Origin of the sequence: Bacteroides cellulolyticus, assembly GCF_025567135.1 — a bacterium.
Classification (GTDB): Bacteria; Bacteroidota; Bacteroidia; order Bacteroidales; family Bacteroidaceae; genus Phocaeicola; species Phocaeicola cellulolyticus.
The window spans coordinates 92065-109103 of sequence record NZ_JAOQJJ010000002.1; the positions used below are offsets into that span (position 1 = coordinate 92065).

The 17039-nt window shown below is 42.4% G+C and carries 13 protein-coding genes, 2 tRNA genes and 1 other RNA gene; 5 read left to right on the plus strand and 11 right to left on the minus strand.

Going from position 1 to position 17039, the window contains the following annotated elements:
• Positions 1-64 precede the first annotated feature (64 nt).
• From OCV82_RS03490 to rsfS, 5 genes are all read right to left on the minus strand, one after another.
• Positions 65-490: a SufE family protein gene (locus OCV82_RS03490; RefSeq protein ID WP_154043145.1), complete on the minus strand. Its 426-nt coding sequence runs from the start codon at positions 488-490 to the stop codon at positions 65-67.
• An 18-nt stretch (positions 491-508) separates the two neighbouring features.
• Positions 509-1516 (minus strand): M20 family metallopeptidase, encoded by a 1008-nt coding sequence (locus OCV82_RS03495; RefSeq protein ID WP_154043146.1) that lies wholly within the window; start codon positions 1514-1516, stop codon positions 509-511.
• A gap of 82 nt (positions 1517-1598) precedes the next feature.
• On the minus strand, positions 1599-2438 hold the full coding sequence (locus OCV82_RS03500; protein ID WP_154043147.1) for a phosphatidate cytidylyltransferase: 840 nt from the start codon (positions 2436-2438) through the stop codon (positions 1599-1601).
• Between the two features lie 61 nt (positions 2439-2499).
• Entirely contained in the window at positions 2500-4500 is a 2001-nt protein-coding gene (ftsH, locus tag OCV82_RS03505) for an ATP-dependent zinc metalloprotease FtsH (protein WP_449500943.1), read from the minus strand.
• Positions 4501-4531: 31 nt separating this feature from the next.
• Positions 4532-4891: a ribosome silencing factor gene (rsfS, locus tag OCV82_RS03510; protein ID WP_154043149.1), complete on the minus strand. Its 360-nt coding sequence runs from the start codon at positions 4889-4891 to the stop codon at positions 4532-4534.
• Between the two features lie 263 nt (positions 4892-5154).
• On the opposite strand from rsfS, the gene OCV82_RS03515 reads away from it, so the two are divergent.
• Positions 5155-5225, plus strand: a tRNA-Gln gene (locus OCV82_RS03515).
• A gap of 30 nt (positions 5226-5255) precedes the next feature.
• Positions 5256-5326, plus strand: a tRNA-Gln gene (locus OCV82_RS03520).
• Between the two features lie 79 nt (positions 5327-5405).
• Here OCV82_RS03520 and OCV82_RS03525 read toward each other — a convergent pair.
• The 3 genes from OCV82_RS03525 to rsmA all read right to left on the minus strand — a co-directional run bounded on the left by OCV82_RS03525 (position 5406) and on the right by rsmA (position 9563).
• Positions 5406-7205, minus strand: coding sequence for a DUF349 domain-containing protein (locus OCV82_RS03525; RefSeq protein WP_154043150.1), 1800 nt, complete (start codon positions 7203-7205; stop codon positions 5406-5408).
• 167 nt (positions 7206-7372) lie between these two features.
• A complete protein-coding gene (gene mgtE / locus OCV82_RS03530) occupies positions 7373-8713 on the minus strand; it encodes a magnesium transporter (protein WP_154043151.1) in 1341 nt (446 codons plus the stop codon).
• A 37-nt stretch (positions 8714-8750) separates the two neighbouring features.
• Positions 8751-9563 (minus strand): 16S rRNA (adenine(1518)-N(6)/adenine(1519)-N(6))-dimethyltransferase RsmA, encoded by an 813-nt coding sequence (rsmA, locus tag OCV82_RS03535; RefSeq protein ID WP_154043152.1) that lies wholly within the window; start codon positions 9561-9563, stop codon positions 8751-8753.
• A gap of 104 nt (positions 9564-9667) precedes the next feature.
• On the opposite strand from rsmA, the gene OCV82_RS03540 reads away from it, so the two are divergent.
• Positions 9668-10681, plus strand: coding sequence for a lysylphosphatidylglycerol synthase transmembrane domain-containing protein (locus OCV82_RS03540; protein WP_154043153.1), 1014 nt, complete (start codon positions 9668-9670; stop codon positions 10679-10681).
• A gap of 16 nt (positions 10682-10697) precedes the next feature.
• Positions 10698-12155, plus strand: a complete 1458-nt coding sequence (locus tag OCV82_RS03545) for an aminoacyl-histidine dipeptidase (RefSeq protein WP_154043154.1) — start codon at positions 10698-10700, stop codon at positions 12153-12155.
• Positions 12156-12424: 269 nt separating this feature from the next.
• On the opposite strand, the gene ssrA is transcribed toward OCV82_RS03545, so the two are convergent.
• Positions 12425-12820, minus strand: a transfer-messenger RNA (tmRNA) gene (ssrA, locus tag OCV82_RS03550).
• A gap of 112 nt (positions 12821-12932) precedes the next feature.
• Here ssrA and OCV82_RS03555 point away from each other — a divergent pair.
• The gene (locus tag OCV82_RS03555) at positions 12933-14066 is read left to right on the plus strand and encodes a lactonase family protein (RefSeq protein ID WP_154043155.1); all 1134 of its coding nucleotides are present in this window, start codon (positions 12933-12935) and stop codon (positions 14064-14066) included.
• Positions 14067-14107: 41 nt separating this feature from the next.
• Here OCV82_RS03555 and OCV82_RS03560 read toward each other — a convergent pair whose 3' ends face one another.
• Both OCV82_RS03560 and OCV82_RS03565 read right to left on the minus strand, forming a co-directional pair.
• On the minus strand, positions 14108-15079 hold the full coding sequence (locus OCV82_RS03560; RefSeq protein ID WP_154043156.1) for a type I phosphomannose isomerase catalytic subunit: 972 nt from the start codon (positions 15077-15079) through the stop codon (positions 14108-14110).
• Between the two features lie 177 nt (positions 15080-15256).
• A complete protein-coding gene (locus OCV82_RS03565; protein ID WP_262542955.1) occupies positions 15257-16480 on the minus strand; it encodes a hypothetical protein in 1224 nt (407 codons plus the stop codon).
• Positions 16481-17039: the final 559 nt, after the last annotated feature.

Genomic DNA, 17039 nt, shown 5'->3' on the forward strand with positions numbered 1-17039 from the left:
CAGCCGCCGTATTACCGGAAATCCCGGATAATGCGGCGGCTGTTATTTTGTGTTGTGGTTGTTCTCAAGCGTTCTTGGCCTTGAAAGCCAGTGCGTACATACGCATCTGTTTCACCATTGCAAGAAGTCCGTTGCTTCGTGTAGGGGAAAGATGTTCTTTCAGTCCGATCTTCTCAATGAAGTACAAATCGGATTCAAGTATTTCGTCAGGAGTATGTCCTGACACTACTTTTATGAGTAGGGCAATGATACCTTTTACAATCAGGGCGTCACTTTCTGCCTGGAATATTATCTTTCCGTCTTCCATATCAGCCTGAAGCCATACACGGCTTTGGCAACCGTCAATAAGGTTCTGGTCTGTCTTGTATTCCGGATTAAGCGGTTTCTGTTCGTTCCCAAGATCTATCAAAAGCTGGTATTTGTCCATCCAATCATCGAAATCGCTGAATTCTTCTATTACTTCGTCCTGAAGTTCGTTTATTGTTTTCATCGTTATTTTGCTTTTATGTTATTTCTCATTATAAATCACCTGGAGAACTGTCTGTCCTACAGCTTGTAGTGTGGCACGGTCTATATTCTCCATCGTATCATCTATGGTATGCCATGTAGGGTTAAATCCTGTATCGCTGTTGGTATCGTAATGAATGATATCTACACACGGGATTTGTCTGAAACGGTTCACATAGATATGGTCGTCTGTTATTTCTCCGCCTTTTTCTTTTATGAATGTGTTGCCGTAGCCAAGTTCGTGTGCCGTATTCCAAATTTTCTTCATTACATTGTTGGCTGTACGCTGTGAATATCCCTCATAATAGAAAGTTGCATTTTTACCTCCTACCATGTCAAGAAGTATTCCGTAGCGTGCCTTGTAGTTGGATACATGAGGAATCCTTCCCCAGTATTGCGAGCCCAGACACCATGTGTCTGCCTTATAGTTTCCCTGATAGAACTCCGGAATACCATAATCTTCGGCATCGAAAAATGCAATGTCAATACCTATTGCGGGAGACTGCTTTTGAATCTGTCTGGCTATTTCAAGCAAAACACCTACACCGCTGGCACCGTCGTTTGCTCCGTCTATGGCAGTATGATGGTATTTCTCTTCATCGTAGTCGGCATACGGGCGGCAATCCCAGTGTGCAAACAGGATTACTCTTTTCTTGGCTTCAGGATTATATTCACCTATGATATTGCGTGCCTTGAGCAGTGTGCCGTCATAAGCAACCAGGTCTGCATACTGGTTATATACCTTTGCTCCGAAACTTTCAAGTTTTGAAGCCAGATAGTCTCCGCATTCCTTATGTGATTTTGTGTTGGGAACACGTGGACCGAAATCTACCTGGGCTTTTACGTAGCTGTAGGCGCTGTCTGCATTAAATACAGGAGCCTGTACATTGCCGGTTGTTTCTTCCTTGCTGACAGAGGTGTCGCTTTTCTTGCTGCTGCCACATGCTGTTACGGAAGCGGCATAGATTAATATCAGTGAACCGGATAATAATTTACCAAGTATATTCATATTGAAAAGATTAATATGTTATAAAAAAATCATCAATCAACTCCGTGAAGTCAATTAATGATTGTTGATTATGAGTATCATATTATAAAAGGGATATGATATATAGATATAAGACAGCGGCAGGAACTGCCATCAGTGTACTGTCAAATCTGTCTAACAGACCTCCGTGTCCGGGGAGTATATTCCCGGAATCCTTGATGCCAATTTTGCGTTTTATCAGAGACTCAACCAGATCACCCCATGTTCCGAATACTACAACTGTCAATGCCAGTCCGATCCATTGAGATAGCGAGAGTAGAGGGAAGTATCTGGAAATTACAATAGCCGCTATAATGCTGAATACACATCCTCCGAATGAACCTTCCCATGATTTCTTAGGCGATATGCGTTCGAAAAGCCTGTGTTTTCCGAACAGTACTCCTGCGCAATATGCACCCGTATCGTTTACCCATGTGAAGATGAATATTGAGAGAGGGAATATAGGATTGTAAACAGAACTTGCCGTTTCGTTTTGAGACTGGAAAGCCAATACATTCAGTAAGGCAAATGGCAGGGCGATATACATTTGCGACATCAGTGCATATGCCATATTGTTCACCGGATTTTCTTTCTTATAGTACAATTCGCTGATTAATATATACATAATCAGGAACATGTATGGGATAAGAATTTCATTGCTTCCCGGCGATGTGCCAAGGTACGCAAATCCGAAGAATAGAAAAACAGATGCCAGTATGGATATAGGTTTGTTTATTTCTGCAAATCCGCTCTGCTTTATAATATTCCCAAATTCATTTACAGTAAAAGCACATATTAAAGCAAATAACACAGAAAAAGTGATAGGACCGCCTAATATGCATCCCACTAATACGGCTACAAAGATAGCGCCTGTTAATGCTCTTGTTATAAAATTACCTTTCATGGCTTTGGGAATATTATTATTTCCTTAAATACTTTTCTATTGAATTTATACTTATAAATAGTTATTCACCGTTTTGAGTATCACTTTCAGTGCTTGAAGGCAATTCTTTTGTCTCTTCATTCTTGCTTTCAATACTCTTGGTTTCATTGTTTTCACTTTCGGCCATTATCTCTTCTGAACGTGAAGCCCACGGGCGTTTGCCGAATATAGCTTCAACGTCTTCAGCAAAAATCACTTCTTTTTCTATAAGCAATTCGGCTAGACGGTTATGACCTTCTTTATGCTCCGTAAGAATTCTTTTGGCACGGTCATATTGCTCTGCAATCATCTGCTTCACTTCACTGTCTATGAGTTCAGCTGTATGTTCGCTGTATGGCTTATTGAAACTGTATTCATCATTGTTGTAATAGCACAGGTTTGGAAGCTTGTCACTCATACCGGCGTATGCAATCATGCCATATGCCTGTTTGGTCACTCTTTCCAAATCGTTCATTGCACCTGTAGAGATTTGTTTGATAAACAATTCTTCAGCTGCGCGTCCACCCAAAGTAGCACACATCTCGTCCAACATCTGTTCCTTTGTAGTAATCTGTCTTTCTTCAGGCAGGTACCATGCTGCACCTAAAGCTCTTCCTCTCGGTACTATGGTTACTTTAATCAATGGATTGGCATATTCAAGGAACCATGATATAGTGGCGTGTCCTGCTTCGTGCAAGGCTATAGATCTTTTCTCGGCAGCTGTCATGACTTTTGTCTTCTTTTCCAATCCTCCGACTATTCTGTCAATTGCAGCCATGAAATCATCTTTACTTACCGAAGTTTTGTTATGTCTTGCTGCGATAAGTGCGGCTTCATTACATACGTTGGCAATGTCGGCTCCACTAAATCCCGGTGTCTGTCTTGCCAGCAAATCTATATCTACAGTATCATCAAGTTTAAGAGGGCGGATGTGTACACCGAATACCTCTTTTCTTTCGTTCAAGTCAGGTAAATCAACATGTATCTGTCTGTCGAAACGTCCGGCTCTCAACAAAGCCTTGTCCAATATATCGGCGCGGTTTGTTGCGGCAAGAATGATTACGCCACTGTTTGTTCCGAAACCGTCCATTTCGGTAAGAAGCTGGTTAAGAGTATTTTCTCTTTCATCGTTACCTCCCATGTTAGGATTTTTTCCTCTGGCACGACCTACGGCGTCTATTTCGTCAATGAATATTATACATGGAGCTTTTTCCTTGGCCTGACGGAACAAATCACGTACTCTTGATGCACCGACACCGACAAACATTTCCACGAAATCGGAACCGGACATAGAGAAGAATGGTACGTCAGCTTCGCCTGCTACGGCTTTTGCCAAAAGTGTTTTACCTGTTCCCGGAGGGCCTACAAGAAGTGCTCCCTTTGGAATCTTACCACCTAGCTCTGTGTATTTCTGAGGCTGTTTCAGGAATTCTACAATTTCCTGTACTTCCTGTTTTGCAGCTGTCTGACCTGCAACATCCTTGAATGTTACTCTGTTGGCTCCTTTCTCGAACAGTTGTGCCTTGCTTTTGCCTACATTGAATACATTGCCTGCACCACCGGCATTGCCTGCACCACCCATTCTACGCATTATGAATATCCACAATCCGATAAAGAAAATTATAGGCAAAAGATTCCAAAAGATAACACCAAAGTAGTCATTCTCTTTTTCGTATCTTATTGAACCTGTAAAGTTCCCGTTTTTCTGTTCTTCATCGAGGAATTTGTCCAATGATTCCATTGAACCTACCTGTATCTTTACAGATGGACTTTTACCAACTTTAGGAGCGTCTTTTTTGAATACATCTACTATATTTTCAGGTTTGATGTACATCTCTACAGAATTATTGTCGTATGCAATAATCTTGTCTGCATATCCCTTCTTGACCATTTCCTTGAATTCTGTATAAGTAATTTCCTTACTCATACTTCCTTCATCGCTGGTGATATATAAGAAAGCTATGGTCATAGCTATTATTATATATAACCAACTTAAATTTGGTCTGGGCATATTTATTTTTTGCTTGTTTGAATTATTGTTCATGTTTCCTTTTTAGTGAATTGATTATGTGATATTAGTCTATATCCGGTATGCGGGTTAATTTTGCATCAGCCCATAAATGTTCCAGATTATAGAAATCTCTTTGTTCCGGTAAGAATATGTGTGCTATTACGTCGTTGTAGTCCATTGCTACCCATTGTGCATTTTTAGTTCCGTCGATTGCAAATGGTTTGATGCTTATTTCGTTTCTGACGTAATCCTTTATTGATTCTGTAATAGCCAGTACTTGACTTGGTGAATTTCCATTACATATTACGAAATAATTGCATATAGTATCTTCTATGTCAGAAAGATCTGCTATTACGATGTTTTTACCTTTTTTTTCTTGAATACCTTCTATGATTTTTTCTAGTAATTTTTTTTCTTCGTTCATTATTCTAAAATACAAACTTTTAAGTTAATATACATAATATATGGCAAATATACTTGCTTTTCTGTATTCCACGAAATATAGATGAATTTTTCTTTTGGATTTTGTATTTTTTAGAGTGAATTTTGAGTTTGTCCGTCATGACAAGGCGAAAAAACGCCCATATTCATATTTTTTTGAAAAAAAAAGGACAAAAATGTTTGAAACTAATGAAAAAGTTGTACCTTTGCAGCGTCAAACAAGAAATGACTTGCTGACAACAATTTTGGGCTATGGTGTAATGGTAACACAACAGATTCTGGTCCTGTTTTTCTAGGTTCGAATCCTAGTAGCCCAACTTTGTAAGACAATTTAAATTATCAGAAATTGGGTTATGGTGTAATGGTAACACAACAGATTCTGGTCCTGTTTTTCTAGGTTCGAATCCTAGTAACCCAACAAAAAAAGAGCAGTTTTTACTGCTCTTTTTTGTTTTCGTACATAAATTATAATAGCGAGCTTAGCTCGCTATTATAATTTATTTGTTTATAGCTTCGTCGATAGCTTCAATCTTTTTCTGAGTCAACAGTAAATCGTTTTTCAGCTTCTCTATTTTTCTGGCAATGTCGTTTACCAATGAATTGCCTTTTTTAGATGACGAATTTAAGAAACCTAAATTGTTTTCGTATGTTTTGATTTCGTTCTTTATTCTTTCGTATATTCTGACAAGTTTTTCTCTTTCCTTGTAAAGATTGTTCTCTTTGCTTAATCCTGATTTATAGCTGTTCAGCTTTTTCTCTGTGGCAGAAAGATTTGCCTTGTCAAATATCTTGTTTACAAGATTATGGAACTCTTTGTATAATCTGTCCTTGTCCTTAAACGGTACGAAACCTATGCTGTTCCATTCGGAAATCAGAGCTTTGATCTTATCTGCTATGGTTTCATCGTATGTCTCGGTCTTTTCCAGTTCTTCAATCTTTTTAAGCAATTCCTCTTTCTTGTTCAGATTTTCCAGCTCTTCTGAACGTTGTGATGAAGTTGCTTTTGATTTCTGTTCGAAGAAATAATCGCAAGCGCCGATAAATCTTTTCCATATAGAATCTGAATACTTTTTAGGTACAGGACCTATTGTCTTCCATTCTTTTTGCAGTTTGGTCAAAATCTCGGCAGTCTCTTTCCATGCTGTACTGTCTTTCAATGCTTCTGCTTTTTCGCATAGCTCTTTTTTCTTTTCCAGGTTTACAGACATGTTTTCTTTGGCTGTTTTAAAGAATTCTGCCTTACGTCTGAAAAATTCGTCGCATGCGGCACGGAATCTTTCGAAGATTTTCAGATTCATTTTTTGTGGAGCATATCCTATTGTTTTCCACTTGGCCTGCAGTGCCAGTATTTCCTGTGTCTTGTCTTCCCAGTCTGTGAAAGTTGTGAATTTGTCATATTCCATGGCTTCTGCTATTTCGCAAATCACAGTTTTCTGGTCAAGGTTGTTTTGCTCCTGCTCTTTTAAATCCTCAAAATGTTTCTGGTGTCTCTTGTTTACGTTTGTAGAAGCAGCTTTAAATCTTGCCCAGATGCTTTCACGCATTTCTTTTGCCACAGGACCGATTTCCCTGAATTCCTGATGAAGCTTTTGCAACTGATGGAATGCTGAAATTACGTCAGGTTCGTCGGCAAGCTTTTCGGCAGCTTCGCAGATGCGTGTCTTTTGTTCCAGATTTTTCTTGAAGTCATACTCTCTGAATTCATTGTTCAGTTTGAGCATGTCGTAGAATTTTTCTGTATATAATTGGTAAGTTCTCCAGATTTCGTTGATTTTATTTGCCGGAATGAGTTTTATTTCATTCCATTCCTGCTGCAGATTTTTGAATTCATTGTAGTTCTTTCCTGCATCTTCTGACAGTTCTGTAAGATTTTTCATCTTTTCCAGAATTTCCATTTTCTTTTGCAGGTTTTCCTCTTTTTCTTTTTCTATTGCAGCTATCATGGAATTTCTTTTCTCTTTTATTTCTGCCAATACGGATTTAAGTTCTGCTTCCAGAGGATCTGTGGTAGGAACAAAAGAGTTTGCATCGCCGCCCGATTCGATAAATGTTTTGCGGTTAGCTTCCTGTTCAGCTTTGTGCAGTTTGTAAAATGTCTGTTTAAGGAAGTCTATTTCCTGTTTTTCAGCTTCACAAGCATTGTTGTTTATCTCTTTTAAACGTTGTATAACCTCTTCTTTAGTCTGTTTAGGTTCATACTTAACGTTATCTGTTGTTTGATCAACAGTAGGAACCAAATTTTCAGTCTCATTTTCCTGAATTTCGGTTAGTGGGCGGTTTGTTTCATTAACTTCCATGCGTATATAGATATTTAAGAATGTTTCTTTTAAAAACGTTATAATTACAAATTAAAGAAATAATATTTAAAAAACATAATATTGTCTTGGTTATTTTACCAAATAGGGTAAAAATGTATTATAATCTTTAATTTTTTTTGTTTTTTCGTTTAATCAAGTTCTGCAAATTATGACAGCAACACTGTTATTCCCATATATAGCATCATACCGATGATGTCGTTTGTGATGGAGATGAAGGGACCGGTTGCGATTGCAGGGTCTATCTTTAGTTTTTCTAGTGTCATAGGCACTAATGTGCCGAAAATGGAAGCGAACATTACAACGGCAAACAAACTGATTGATACAGAATAACTTACTGTGGCTGTTGCTCCAAAACGAATGAAATTATATATATAAACCAGTAATGATATGATTGAGGCATTAATAAGGGCGACTACCGCTTCTTTTGCTACTTGTTTGAAGGTATTTGCAGAATCCAGTGAGCTGTTTGCCAACCCTTGTACAACAAGTGCCGATGACTGTGTTCCGACGTTTCCTCCTGTTCCACCTATCAATGGGATGTATAGCGCCATTTCAGGATGGGCGGCAAATGTAGAGTCGAAGTTACCCAATATCATTGAGTTGCCGATACCTCCCAGCATACCGATAAGAAGCCATGGCAGACGTGCCGTGGTCTGTCTGAAAACGTTGTCGTCTGATTCTACATCCTGAGAAAGACCTGATGCCAACTGGTAATCACGTTCAGCCTGTTCACGTACCTCATCCATCACATCATCTACGGTGATACGTCCTACAAGGCGTCCGATACTGTCAACTACCGGTACTGCCACAAGGTCATATTTCTCAATTATCTGTACCACTTCTTCTATAGGAGTATCCACATGTACTGAAACTGGGTCTTTTTTCATTACATGTTTGACTTTTGATACAGACGGACTTGTTATCATTTTCTTTAGTGGGAATACACCTCTCAGACGTTCGTCGTCATCTACTACATATACATAATAGATTTCGTCCATGTCCTCAGCCTGAATTCGCATTTCCCTCAGACATTCGGGCATACTCCAGTTTTCTTTTACGGTAACCATTTCCGTACCCATCAAACCTCCGGCGGTATCTTCGTCGTATTTCAGAAGGTCAACGATGTCTCCGGCCTGTTCAATGTCTTCTATATGTGAAAGGACCTCTTCCTGTTTGTCCTCGTCCATCTCTCGGATGATGTCAACGGCATCGTCCGAATCCATATAGTCAACAAAACGTTTAGCGATAGTTTCCGATGGCAGTATGTCAAGAAACTCTTTACGGGCATCTTCGTCCATTTCGACGAGTACGTCCGCGGCTGTTTCATTATCTAGCAGCAAGTATATAAACCTTGCATTTTCAGCATTAAGTTCATTGCATAGTTCTGCTATGTCGGCAGGATGTAAATCATTAAGAAGCTCCTTTACTTTGTCATGCTCCTTATTCTCTATTAATTCCGTTATTTTTTTGATTTCTTCGCTGTTCATCCTGGTTAGCTTTTAGTGGTTACGTGTATAAAAACTCTTATAACTCTAGATTGACAGATGCTGTATTGCTGTCCAAAGCCTTTTCCACCTTATTGGTCAGTTCGATAAATTCATTGACAGACAACTGTTCCGGTCTCTTGTTGAATATAGGCTCGGCACTTAAAGGATTATCTTTTGCCAATATCGGCGAAATGGAATTGCGTAATGTCTTTCTTCTCTGATTGAATGTGGTCTTTACAATTTGCTTGAACAGTTTTTCGTTGCACCCCAAATCTTTCGTATCATTCCTTTTCATTCTGATTACTGCGCTCTTGACTTTTGGTGGTGGATTGAAAACGTGTTCATGTACGGTGAATAGATATTCCACATCATACCATGCCTGAATCATTACACTAAGGATGCCGTATGTCTTGTTGCCCGGCTTGGCGGCAATTCGTTCTGCCACTTCCTTTTGAATCATTCCGGTACAGCATGGGATAAGTTCCTTGTTGTCAAGCATCTTGAAGAATATCTGGCTTGAAATGTTATACGGGTAATTGCCTGTAAGGACAAAAGGCTTGCCGTCGAACAGGCTTGTGAGATCCATTTTCAGGAAATCCTTTTCTATAATATTCTCACCCAATTCACCAAAGTTCTCTTTAAGATAAGCTACTGATTCAAAATCCAGCTCAACAACTTTTAAAGGTCTGTTTTTAGGTATCAAATATTGTGTCAGGACTCCCATTCCTGGTCCGACTTCTAGTACGGGGATATCCGGATAGGCATCAATTGTGTCTGCTATGTCTTTGGCCACTTGCAAGTCCTTGAGAAAGTGCTGTCCTAAAAATTTCTTTGGTTTGACTAATTTCATCCGTATTCAAATATTTCTTTGTGATAATGTGATATTTATTCAGTTAAGCTGTGTATATTTGCATTGTGCAAAGTTACATAATAATATCTAAATAATTTCAGATTTTGGAACGAAGTGATTCAAAAAAACTATTAAATAAGTTGTGGCAAGTTTTTTTGCCTGTAATTCTTGGAGCAGCTATTCTGGTATGGACATATAAAGGCTTTGATTTTAAGAGGGTGTGGTCCGTGCTTAATTCTGAGGTTAATTACTGGTGGATGCTCTTCTCGCTTGTGTTTGGAGTTTTTGGGCATTTGTTTCGTGGCTGGAGATGGAACCTGTCATTGGCTCCGTTGGGTGAGTATCCAAAACCGGCCAACAGCGTATATGCTATATTTGTCTCATATGCGGCAAACCTTGTAATACCAAGAATAGGTGAAGTGTCCAGATGTGGAATTCTGGCGAAATATGAAGGCGTTTCGTTTTCTAAATCCTTAGGAACTGTGGTTACCGAACGTATTATAGATTCTTTGTGTGTATTGATAATAACATTTGTAACCCTGTTGTTGCAGTCCGGAATATTTGCCCGGTTTATGAAGGAAACAGGTACTGACACCTCGTTTATATTTCATCTTTTTACATCGACCAATTTTTATATAACTCTTGCCTGTATATTTGCATTTCTGATATTATTGTATTTTCTGTTCAAGCGAATTTCTGTTTTTGCAAAAGTAAAAGGAATCTTGAATGACATATGGCTTGGCTGCCAGTCTTTGCGTCATGTTGATAACATTGCTTTGTTTGTAGCATATACGTTAGGTATATGGATATGCTATTTCCTTCAGTTTTATGTGGCATTTTTCAGTTTTGACTTTTCGTCTGATCTTGGACTGATGCCTGGGCTGGTAATGTTTGTTGTGGGCAGTATAGCCGTGGTTGTTCCTACTCCCAACGGGGCAGGACCTTGGCACTTTGCAGTAATAACAATGATGATGATGTACGGCGTAAGCAAAGATGATGCTGGAATATTTGCACTTTTAGTGCATGGAATTCAAACTTTTTTACTAATTTTGTTAGGTATATATGGATTAGTGGCATTGCCGCTTACGAATAAACAAAATAAACCCATAAACTCATAATCAAAAAACAAACTCTATGAGCGAAATTCTTTCTTTAGCTCCACAGAATGTGTGGAAACATTTTCATTCAATTACACAAATTCCTCGTCCGTCAGGACATCTGGAAAAGATTCAGGCTTTCTTACTTGATTTTGGAAAGAAGGCTGATGTTGAAACATTCCAGGATGAGGCAGGAAATATCATTTATCGCAAACCGGCTACTCCGGGAATGGAGAACCGTAAGACTGTAATTCTTCAGGCACACATGGATATGGTTCCTCAGAAGAATAAGGAAACAGTTCATGATTTTGAAAAAGATCCAATCCAGACTTTTATTGATGGCGGATGGGTAAAAGCTAAAGGTACTACATTAGGCTCGGATAATGGCATGGGTGTTGCAGCTATTATGGCTGTAATGGAAGATAAATCGTTGAAACACGGTCCGTTGGTAGCTCTTATCACAGCCGACGAAGAAACAGGTATGTATGGAGCCTTCGGTCTGAAGCCTGGTACAATAGAAGGAGATATATTGCTCAATCTCGACTCAGAAGATGAAGGAGAACTTTATATCGGTTGTGCAGGTGGCGAAGATCTTACGGCAACATTGGAATATAAAGAAGAAGAAACCGACCCTGAAGATGTGGCATTAAAAGTCACTTTGAAAGGCCTACGCGGAGGTCATTCCGGTATTCAGATAGGATGGGGACATGCCAATGCCAATAAACTCATGGCACGTTTCCTCAATCAGGTTATCACATACGATGAGGCATGTCTCGTATCATGGGAAGGCGGAAACATGCGAAATGCAATTCCTCGCGAATGTGAAGTGGTTATAACAGTTCCTGAAACAGAGGTAGAAGACGTATTGGCTTTTGTAGGCGAATGCGAACAGGTATGGCGTGATGAGTTTGCCACTATTGAAGATGGCATAACTTTCACTGCTGAACGTGTGGAACTGCCTAAGATGATGGTTCCTGACGAGATAAGAGATAATCTGGTCGATGCAATATTTGCCTGCCCTAATGGAGTGGAACGCTTTATTCCTACTATACCTGATACAGTAGAAACTTCGTCAAATCTTGCTATAGTGGAGATTGGTGGAGGTAAAGCTGCTATAAAAGTTCTTACCCGCAGTTCGCGCGAATCAATGAAGGATTACCGTAATACTGCTATTGAAAGCTGCTTCTCAATGGCTGGTATGCATGTAGTCCGTTCAGGAGGTTATTCAGGTTGGGAACCTAATGTAAATTCGCCTATACTCCATGCTATGAAGGCTTCATATAAGGCGCAATTTGGAGAAGAGCCTGAAGTGAAGGTTATACATGCCGGACTGGAATGTGGTATTATTGGTGCCGTAATGCCAGGTTTGGATATGATTTCATTTGGACCTACATTGCAGTGTCCTCACACTCCGGAAGAACGTTGCCACATATCTTCAGTAAAGAAATTCTATGATTTCCTTACTGCTACTTTGGAAAATACTCCTGTAAAGTAAGCAAGGTTTTCAAATAAAAACAGCCAGCCAATTCATTGTCAGTAAATGATGAATTGGCTGGCATTTTTTATGGCTTAAAAAATGTAAAATAAAACGTGCGCACATTCGAGTTGAAGCATGCGCACATTCTAACTAAAACGTGCGCACGTTTTGCCTTAAATGTGCGCACGCTTTTTTAAAGCCTTTTCTTGAGATTTTTGATGATAAAAAATTACCCTACATTTACTTTTAAAAAAAGTAGATGCAGGGTGATTACTTGATAATTACTTATGTGGAGCTGGAGGGAGTCGAACCCTCGTCCAAACAAGGAAGCCATATGCTTTCTACATGCTTATCTCTGCCTTCGGTTTTCGTGCATAAGCAAGACCAGAGCCACCCACTTATACCTTAGTCCTTAAATTTCACCGGAGCCGCAGGACTAGACTCAAGCTATTCCCGATTTTGCTGCACCGCTATATCAAACGCTTCGGAACAAGAGCTTTTGAGCGATGTCTCGTTTCTGTCACTGTGACAGAAATAAAGCTAATCTACTATACTTCGATTAAGCAGCGAGAGCATAATTTTCGTTGCCAGATAATTGTTCAGTAACTGAGATTATAGTGCAAATCACTGACGCACTGCATGCTTACATACCACATCTCTCGCTGTCAAAACCAAACAACCCCAGACGTTAGTATTAAATTGTCTGCAAAAATAATAAAAAACTCTCTAAGTACCAATTCCTATGTATAAAATATATATTTTTGAACATTCAAATCATATCCAAAGTTTAATATTATGAAGAAAAGAAACCAAATTGTTCTATTGTCACTCTCATTATTGTTTATGGGATGTACTTCTGTAAATAAAAAAGAAAAGTCAGCAGGTTTTTCGGATTCCGATTCGCTGGTATTTATATCCGGCAGTTATTCCGCCGAGAATGAGGAAGGCATCAAGGTATTCAGTTTTTCGCAGAAGGATGCCGGTTATTCTTATAAATCGGGAGTTAAAGGTATAGCCAATCCTTCGTTTCTTTCGGAACTGACCGCACGGAATATCATATACTCCGTATCCGAGGGCGGAGGTGACAGTTCGTTTCTTTATTCTCTGAAATACAGTCCGGACAGCATGAGGCTTGAGGTTGCAGGCAGGGATATGACGGGGGGAGCGTCGCCGTGTTTCGTCATGGCGGACTGGAGTAGAGGCAAAGCCTTCACCGCGAATTACTCCGGCGGGAGTCTTACTGTGTTCGATGCGGATGGCGGAGGGAATGTGGCGCGGCGGAAGGTCCTGAATTTCCGGGGTAGGGGCGTCAATCCTTCCAGACAGGAGAAGCCGCACGTTCATTCGGTGTATTATTCGCCGGACAGCAGCCGTATCTGGGCATGCGATTTGGGTACGGACAGGATAAGGGTGATTCGTGCGGATGATTTTACATATACGGGCGAGGAAGATATAGTGTTGCCGGATGGCAGCGGACCCAGGCATATGTGTTTTCATTCCGGCGGGAAGTATGCATACGTGATAACCGAGCTGAGCGGTGATGTTGTGGTGCTGGATACGGAGGACGGCGGTACGGCGGAGATAATACAGACGGTAAAGGCCGATACGGCGGGAGGAGAGGGAAGCGCGGATATTCATTTGTCGCCCGACGGAAGATTTCTTTATGCTTCCTGTCGTCTGAAGGGGGACGGGCTGGCTGTGTTCAGGGTTTCTGCAGAAACGGGAAAGATAGAACGGACAGGTTATTGCCTTACGGGGAAGCATCCGCGCAATTTCGCCATAACTCCGAACGGGAGATATATCCTTGTGGCGTGTCGCGACGAGGATGCTATAGAGATATACGAAGTGGATAAGGATACGGGAATGCCCGTGGATACAGGAAAAAGGATACCGGTCAAGGCTCCGGTCTGCGTGAGATGGATAAAATAAAAAACAATCCTTTCGGGGATTGTTTTTTATTTTATGATATGTTATACGTAGGTTTCAAGGAACTTGACCTCGCCATCTGGTGTTACTTCCAGATTCCTGATTGTAGCCGGGAAAAGAACTGATTCGCCGGCCTGCATGCGGATGCTGTTTCCTTCGTTGTCTTTTATCGTACATGAACCTTCCATGCAGATATAGATGACAAATGAATCGAGTTCTGAATAATCCATGGTCATCGGCTGTGAAAGATGATATACCGAAGTAGTGAAATATGGGCACGTCACCAATTCTACGGGGCGGTCCTTGCACGGGGTGTAGGCGGTGCGGTAGTCCGGCTGCACGCTGTAGTCGATGGCTTCTTTTGAGAGTTCGGTGTGCAGCTCGCGTGTGCGGCCGTTCTTGTCCTTGCGGTTGAAGTCGTAGATGCGGTATGTGATGTTCGATGTCTGCTGTATTTCGGCTATGAAACATCCGGCTCCGATGCTGTGTATCCGTCCTGCAGGGAGGAAGAATACGTCGCCGGGACGGACGGCATAGTCTGCCAGGGCGTCGCAGATGGTGTTGTCGGCTATCATCTGTTCGTACTGTTCGGGCGTGATGCTGCGGCTCAGGCCCGAGCGCAGGTGGGCGCGGCCTCCGGCATTGTCTATCACGTACCACATTTCGGTTTTACCCATGGAGTTGTGGCGCCGCATGGCGAGTTCGTCGTCAGGGTGAACCTGGATTGAAAGATCGTCACGGGCATCGATGAATTTTATCAGCAGGGGGAACTTGCCTCCGAAGCGTGTGTAGTTGGCTTCGCCCACCAGGGCTCCTTTATATTCCTGAACCATCTGTGTGAGGTTCTTTCCGGCATCGGCTCCGTTTGCCACTACCGATTCGTCGCCGGGGACGTCGGATATTTCCCAGCTTTCGCCTACGTTCTGCTGTGTGCTGTCAAGGTGTTTGAACGGAATGATTTTGTCGCCACCCCAGATTGTGGTTTTCAGGATGGGACGGAATTTCAACGGATACATAATTTTTATGGTTTTTACAGGTTATGATTACGGGCGTAAAGATACGTCAAAATTCTTTACCGTGGTTGCTGTCGGGAGGATTTTCTGATAAAAGAACCGGGGCCGACGCTTGGTGTGGCGGCGGTCCCGGTGTGTGTTTTCCCGTGGGGGTATGTGTATTTCCGTGTTTCCGGAGGATCAGAGAGTCCATCCGGCTGTCCAGTTGTCGTCGGCAGTGACGGCTCCTTTGTAGTCGGTTGCGGTGAAGAATGAGTCGGACGACATGTCTTTTCCTCCGTCTGCTGTACCGATGAATTTGTCTTCAAGAGCGAAAGTGGCGTTTGTCCTGTTGCCTTCGGCTGCCTGGAAGAGGTCGTTGGTGTAGATGTTCTGTTTTGATGACAATATGCCTGATATCTCTACGTAGTTCAATCGGGATATTCCGTTTTTCAGCGCGTTTTCCGTGTTCACGGTTTCCACGGTGAGAGGCTGCTCCTTGCCTGTGATTATGGCATTGTAGAGTTCCACTTCGGTGCCGGCGCGCAGGCGTACTCCGCGGCCGTCGTTGCCGTTGCCCACAAGTGTCAGGTTCGACAGTACCGGATGTGATACGGGTGTGAGCGAGTTGTCCTTGTCGTTGCTGTCGCATTCCATCAGGCAGTCGCAGTCATAGCCCAGTGTCTCTTCGTTTTCCTGGTATGCCACCATGAACTGGCCTTTTCCGCACCATCCTTCTGTCCAGTCGAACGAGTCGTCGCTGCAGCTTGTGGCTACCATGTATTTCACGCAGACTGTTCCTCCGAAGAATTCGAAACCGTCGTCGGAACCGCGGTATGCCTGCAGATGATCTACTGAGGTTCCGCTGCCCACGCCGTAGAATGTCACTCCGTTGGCTTCCTTGTCTTCGCTGAACGCATAGCCGGTGTATTCCAGACGGATGTAGCTCAGTTTTCCGGAGTTGTCGGCCGCGTCGTCGCCACCGTATGCGGCGTCACCTATTTCGGATGTTCCCTTGCCGCCCTGTACGTTGACAGGGGCTTTTCCGCAGATGTGGAGTCCGCCCCATGCTCCGGCTTCCTTCTTTTCGGATGTCATGACGATAGGGTTTTCGGCTGTACCCGCGGCATTGATTTTCGCTCCCTGTTCCACCAGGATGTAGTCAACGGTGTTGTCGTGTTTGGCAATGATTGTCACTCCTTCTTCTATGGTGAGTGTGGCAGGGCTTTTCACTGTGTAGTCGCCTGTCAGATAGTATGTCTTTCCTGCAGCCAGGGTGACATCGGATGTCACTGTGCCTTTCAGCTCTTCTATCTCCTGAGCTTCCGATCCGCTTGAAAGTGTCCATCCTGCTGTCCAGTCGTTGTCGGCAGGAACGGCTCCGCGATATTCCGCGGCATCGAAGAATGAATCTACAGTGCTCATATTCCGGCCTCCTTCGGCTGTACCGACGTAGAATGATCTGAGTATCGGTGTGAGGTCTTTCACTTCGTTGTTGTTTTCCGCGGCGAGGAAGTCGCTCTGTGTATAGATGTTTTCCTTGCTTGTGAAACCTGAACCTATAGTGACGTAGTTAAGCTTTGACTCGCCGTTCTTCAGGGCGCTTTCTGTAGGTTCTGTCTCTACTGTGAGGCATTTTCCCTTGCCTGTGATGATGGTGTTATAGAGGCCTACCTTTGTTCCGGCGCGAAGGCGTACACCCTGTGCTGTTCCGCCGTTGCCCACAAGGGTTACGTTGGCAAGTGTAGGGAACGATACCGGAGTGGCCGCGAAGTTTGTGCTGTGGTTGTCGCATTCCATCAGGCAGTCGCAGTCGTAGCCTATCTCGTCCTTGCTTCCCTGGTATGCCACGAGGTACTGGCCTTTTCCGTTCCATCCTTCTGTCCAGTCGAACGAGTCGTCGCTACAGTCGGTCACTACCGCATGGCGGATATTTACCGAGCCGCCGAAGAACTCGAAACCGTCGTCGGAGCCCATGAAGGCC

What these genes read in the sequence shown, in the direction of transcription:
- OCV82_RS03490 (WP_154043145.1), bottom strand. Translation starts at nt 490, where the DNA reads ATGAAAACAATAAACGAACTTCAGGACGAAGTAATAGAAGAATTCAGC.
- OCV82_RS03495 (WP_154043146.1), bottom strand. Translation starts at nt 1,516, where the DNA reads ATGAATATACTTGGTAAATTATTATCCGGTTCACTGATATTAATCTAT.
- OCV82_RS03500 (WP_154043147.1), bottom strand. Translation starts at nt 2,438, where the DNA reads ATGAAAGGTAATTTTATAACAAGAGCATTAACAGGCGCTATCTTTGTA.
- ftsH (WP_449500943.1), bottom strand. Translation starts at nt 4,500, where the DNA reads ATGAACAATAATTCAAACAAGCAAAAAATAAATATGCCCAGACCAAAT.
- rsfS (WP_154043149.1), bottom strand. Translation starts at nt 4,891, where the DNA reads ATGAACGAAGAAAAAAAATTACTAGAAAAAATCATAGAAGGTATTCAA.
- OCV82_RS03525 (WP_154043150.1), bottom strand. Translation starts at nt 7,205, where the DNA reads ATGGAAGTTAATGAAACAAACCGCCCACTAACCGAAATTCAGGAAAAT.
- mgtE (WP_154043151.1), bottom strand. Translation starts at nt 8,713, where the DNA reads ATGAACAGCGAAGAAATCAAAAAAATAACGGAATTAATAGAGAATAAG.
- rsmA (WP_154043152.1), bottom strand. Translation starts at nt 9,563, where the DNA reads ATGAAATTAGTCAAACCAAAGAAATTTTTAGGACAGCACTTTCTCAAG.
- OCV82_RS03545 (WP_154043154.1), top strand. Translation starts at nt 10,698, where the DNA reads ATGAGCGAAATTCTTTCTTTAGCTCCACAGAATGTGTGGAAACATTTT.
- OCV82_RS03555 (WP_154043155.1), top strand. Translation starts at nt 12,933, where the DNA reads ATGAAGAAAAGAAACCAAATTGTTCTATTGTCACTCTCATTATTGTTT.
- OCV82_RS03560 (WP_154043156.1), bottom strand. Translation starts at nt 15,079, where the DNA reads ATGTATCCGTTGAAATTCCGTCCCATCCTGAAAACCACAATCTGGGGT.
- OCV82_RS03565 (WP_262542955.1), bottom strand. Translation starts at nt 16,480, where the DNA reads ATGAGCACTGTAGATTCATTCTTCGATGCCGCGGAATATCGCGGAGCC.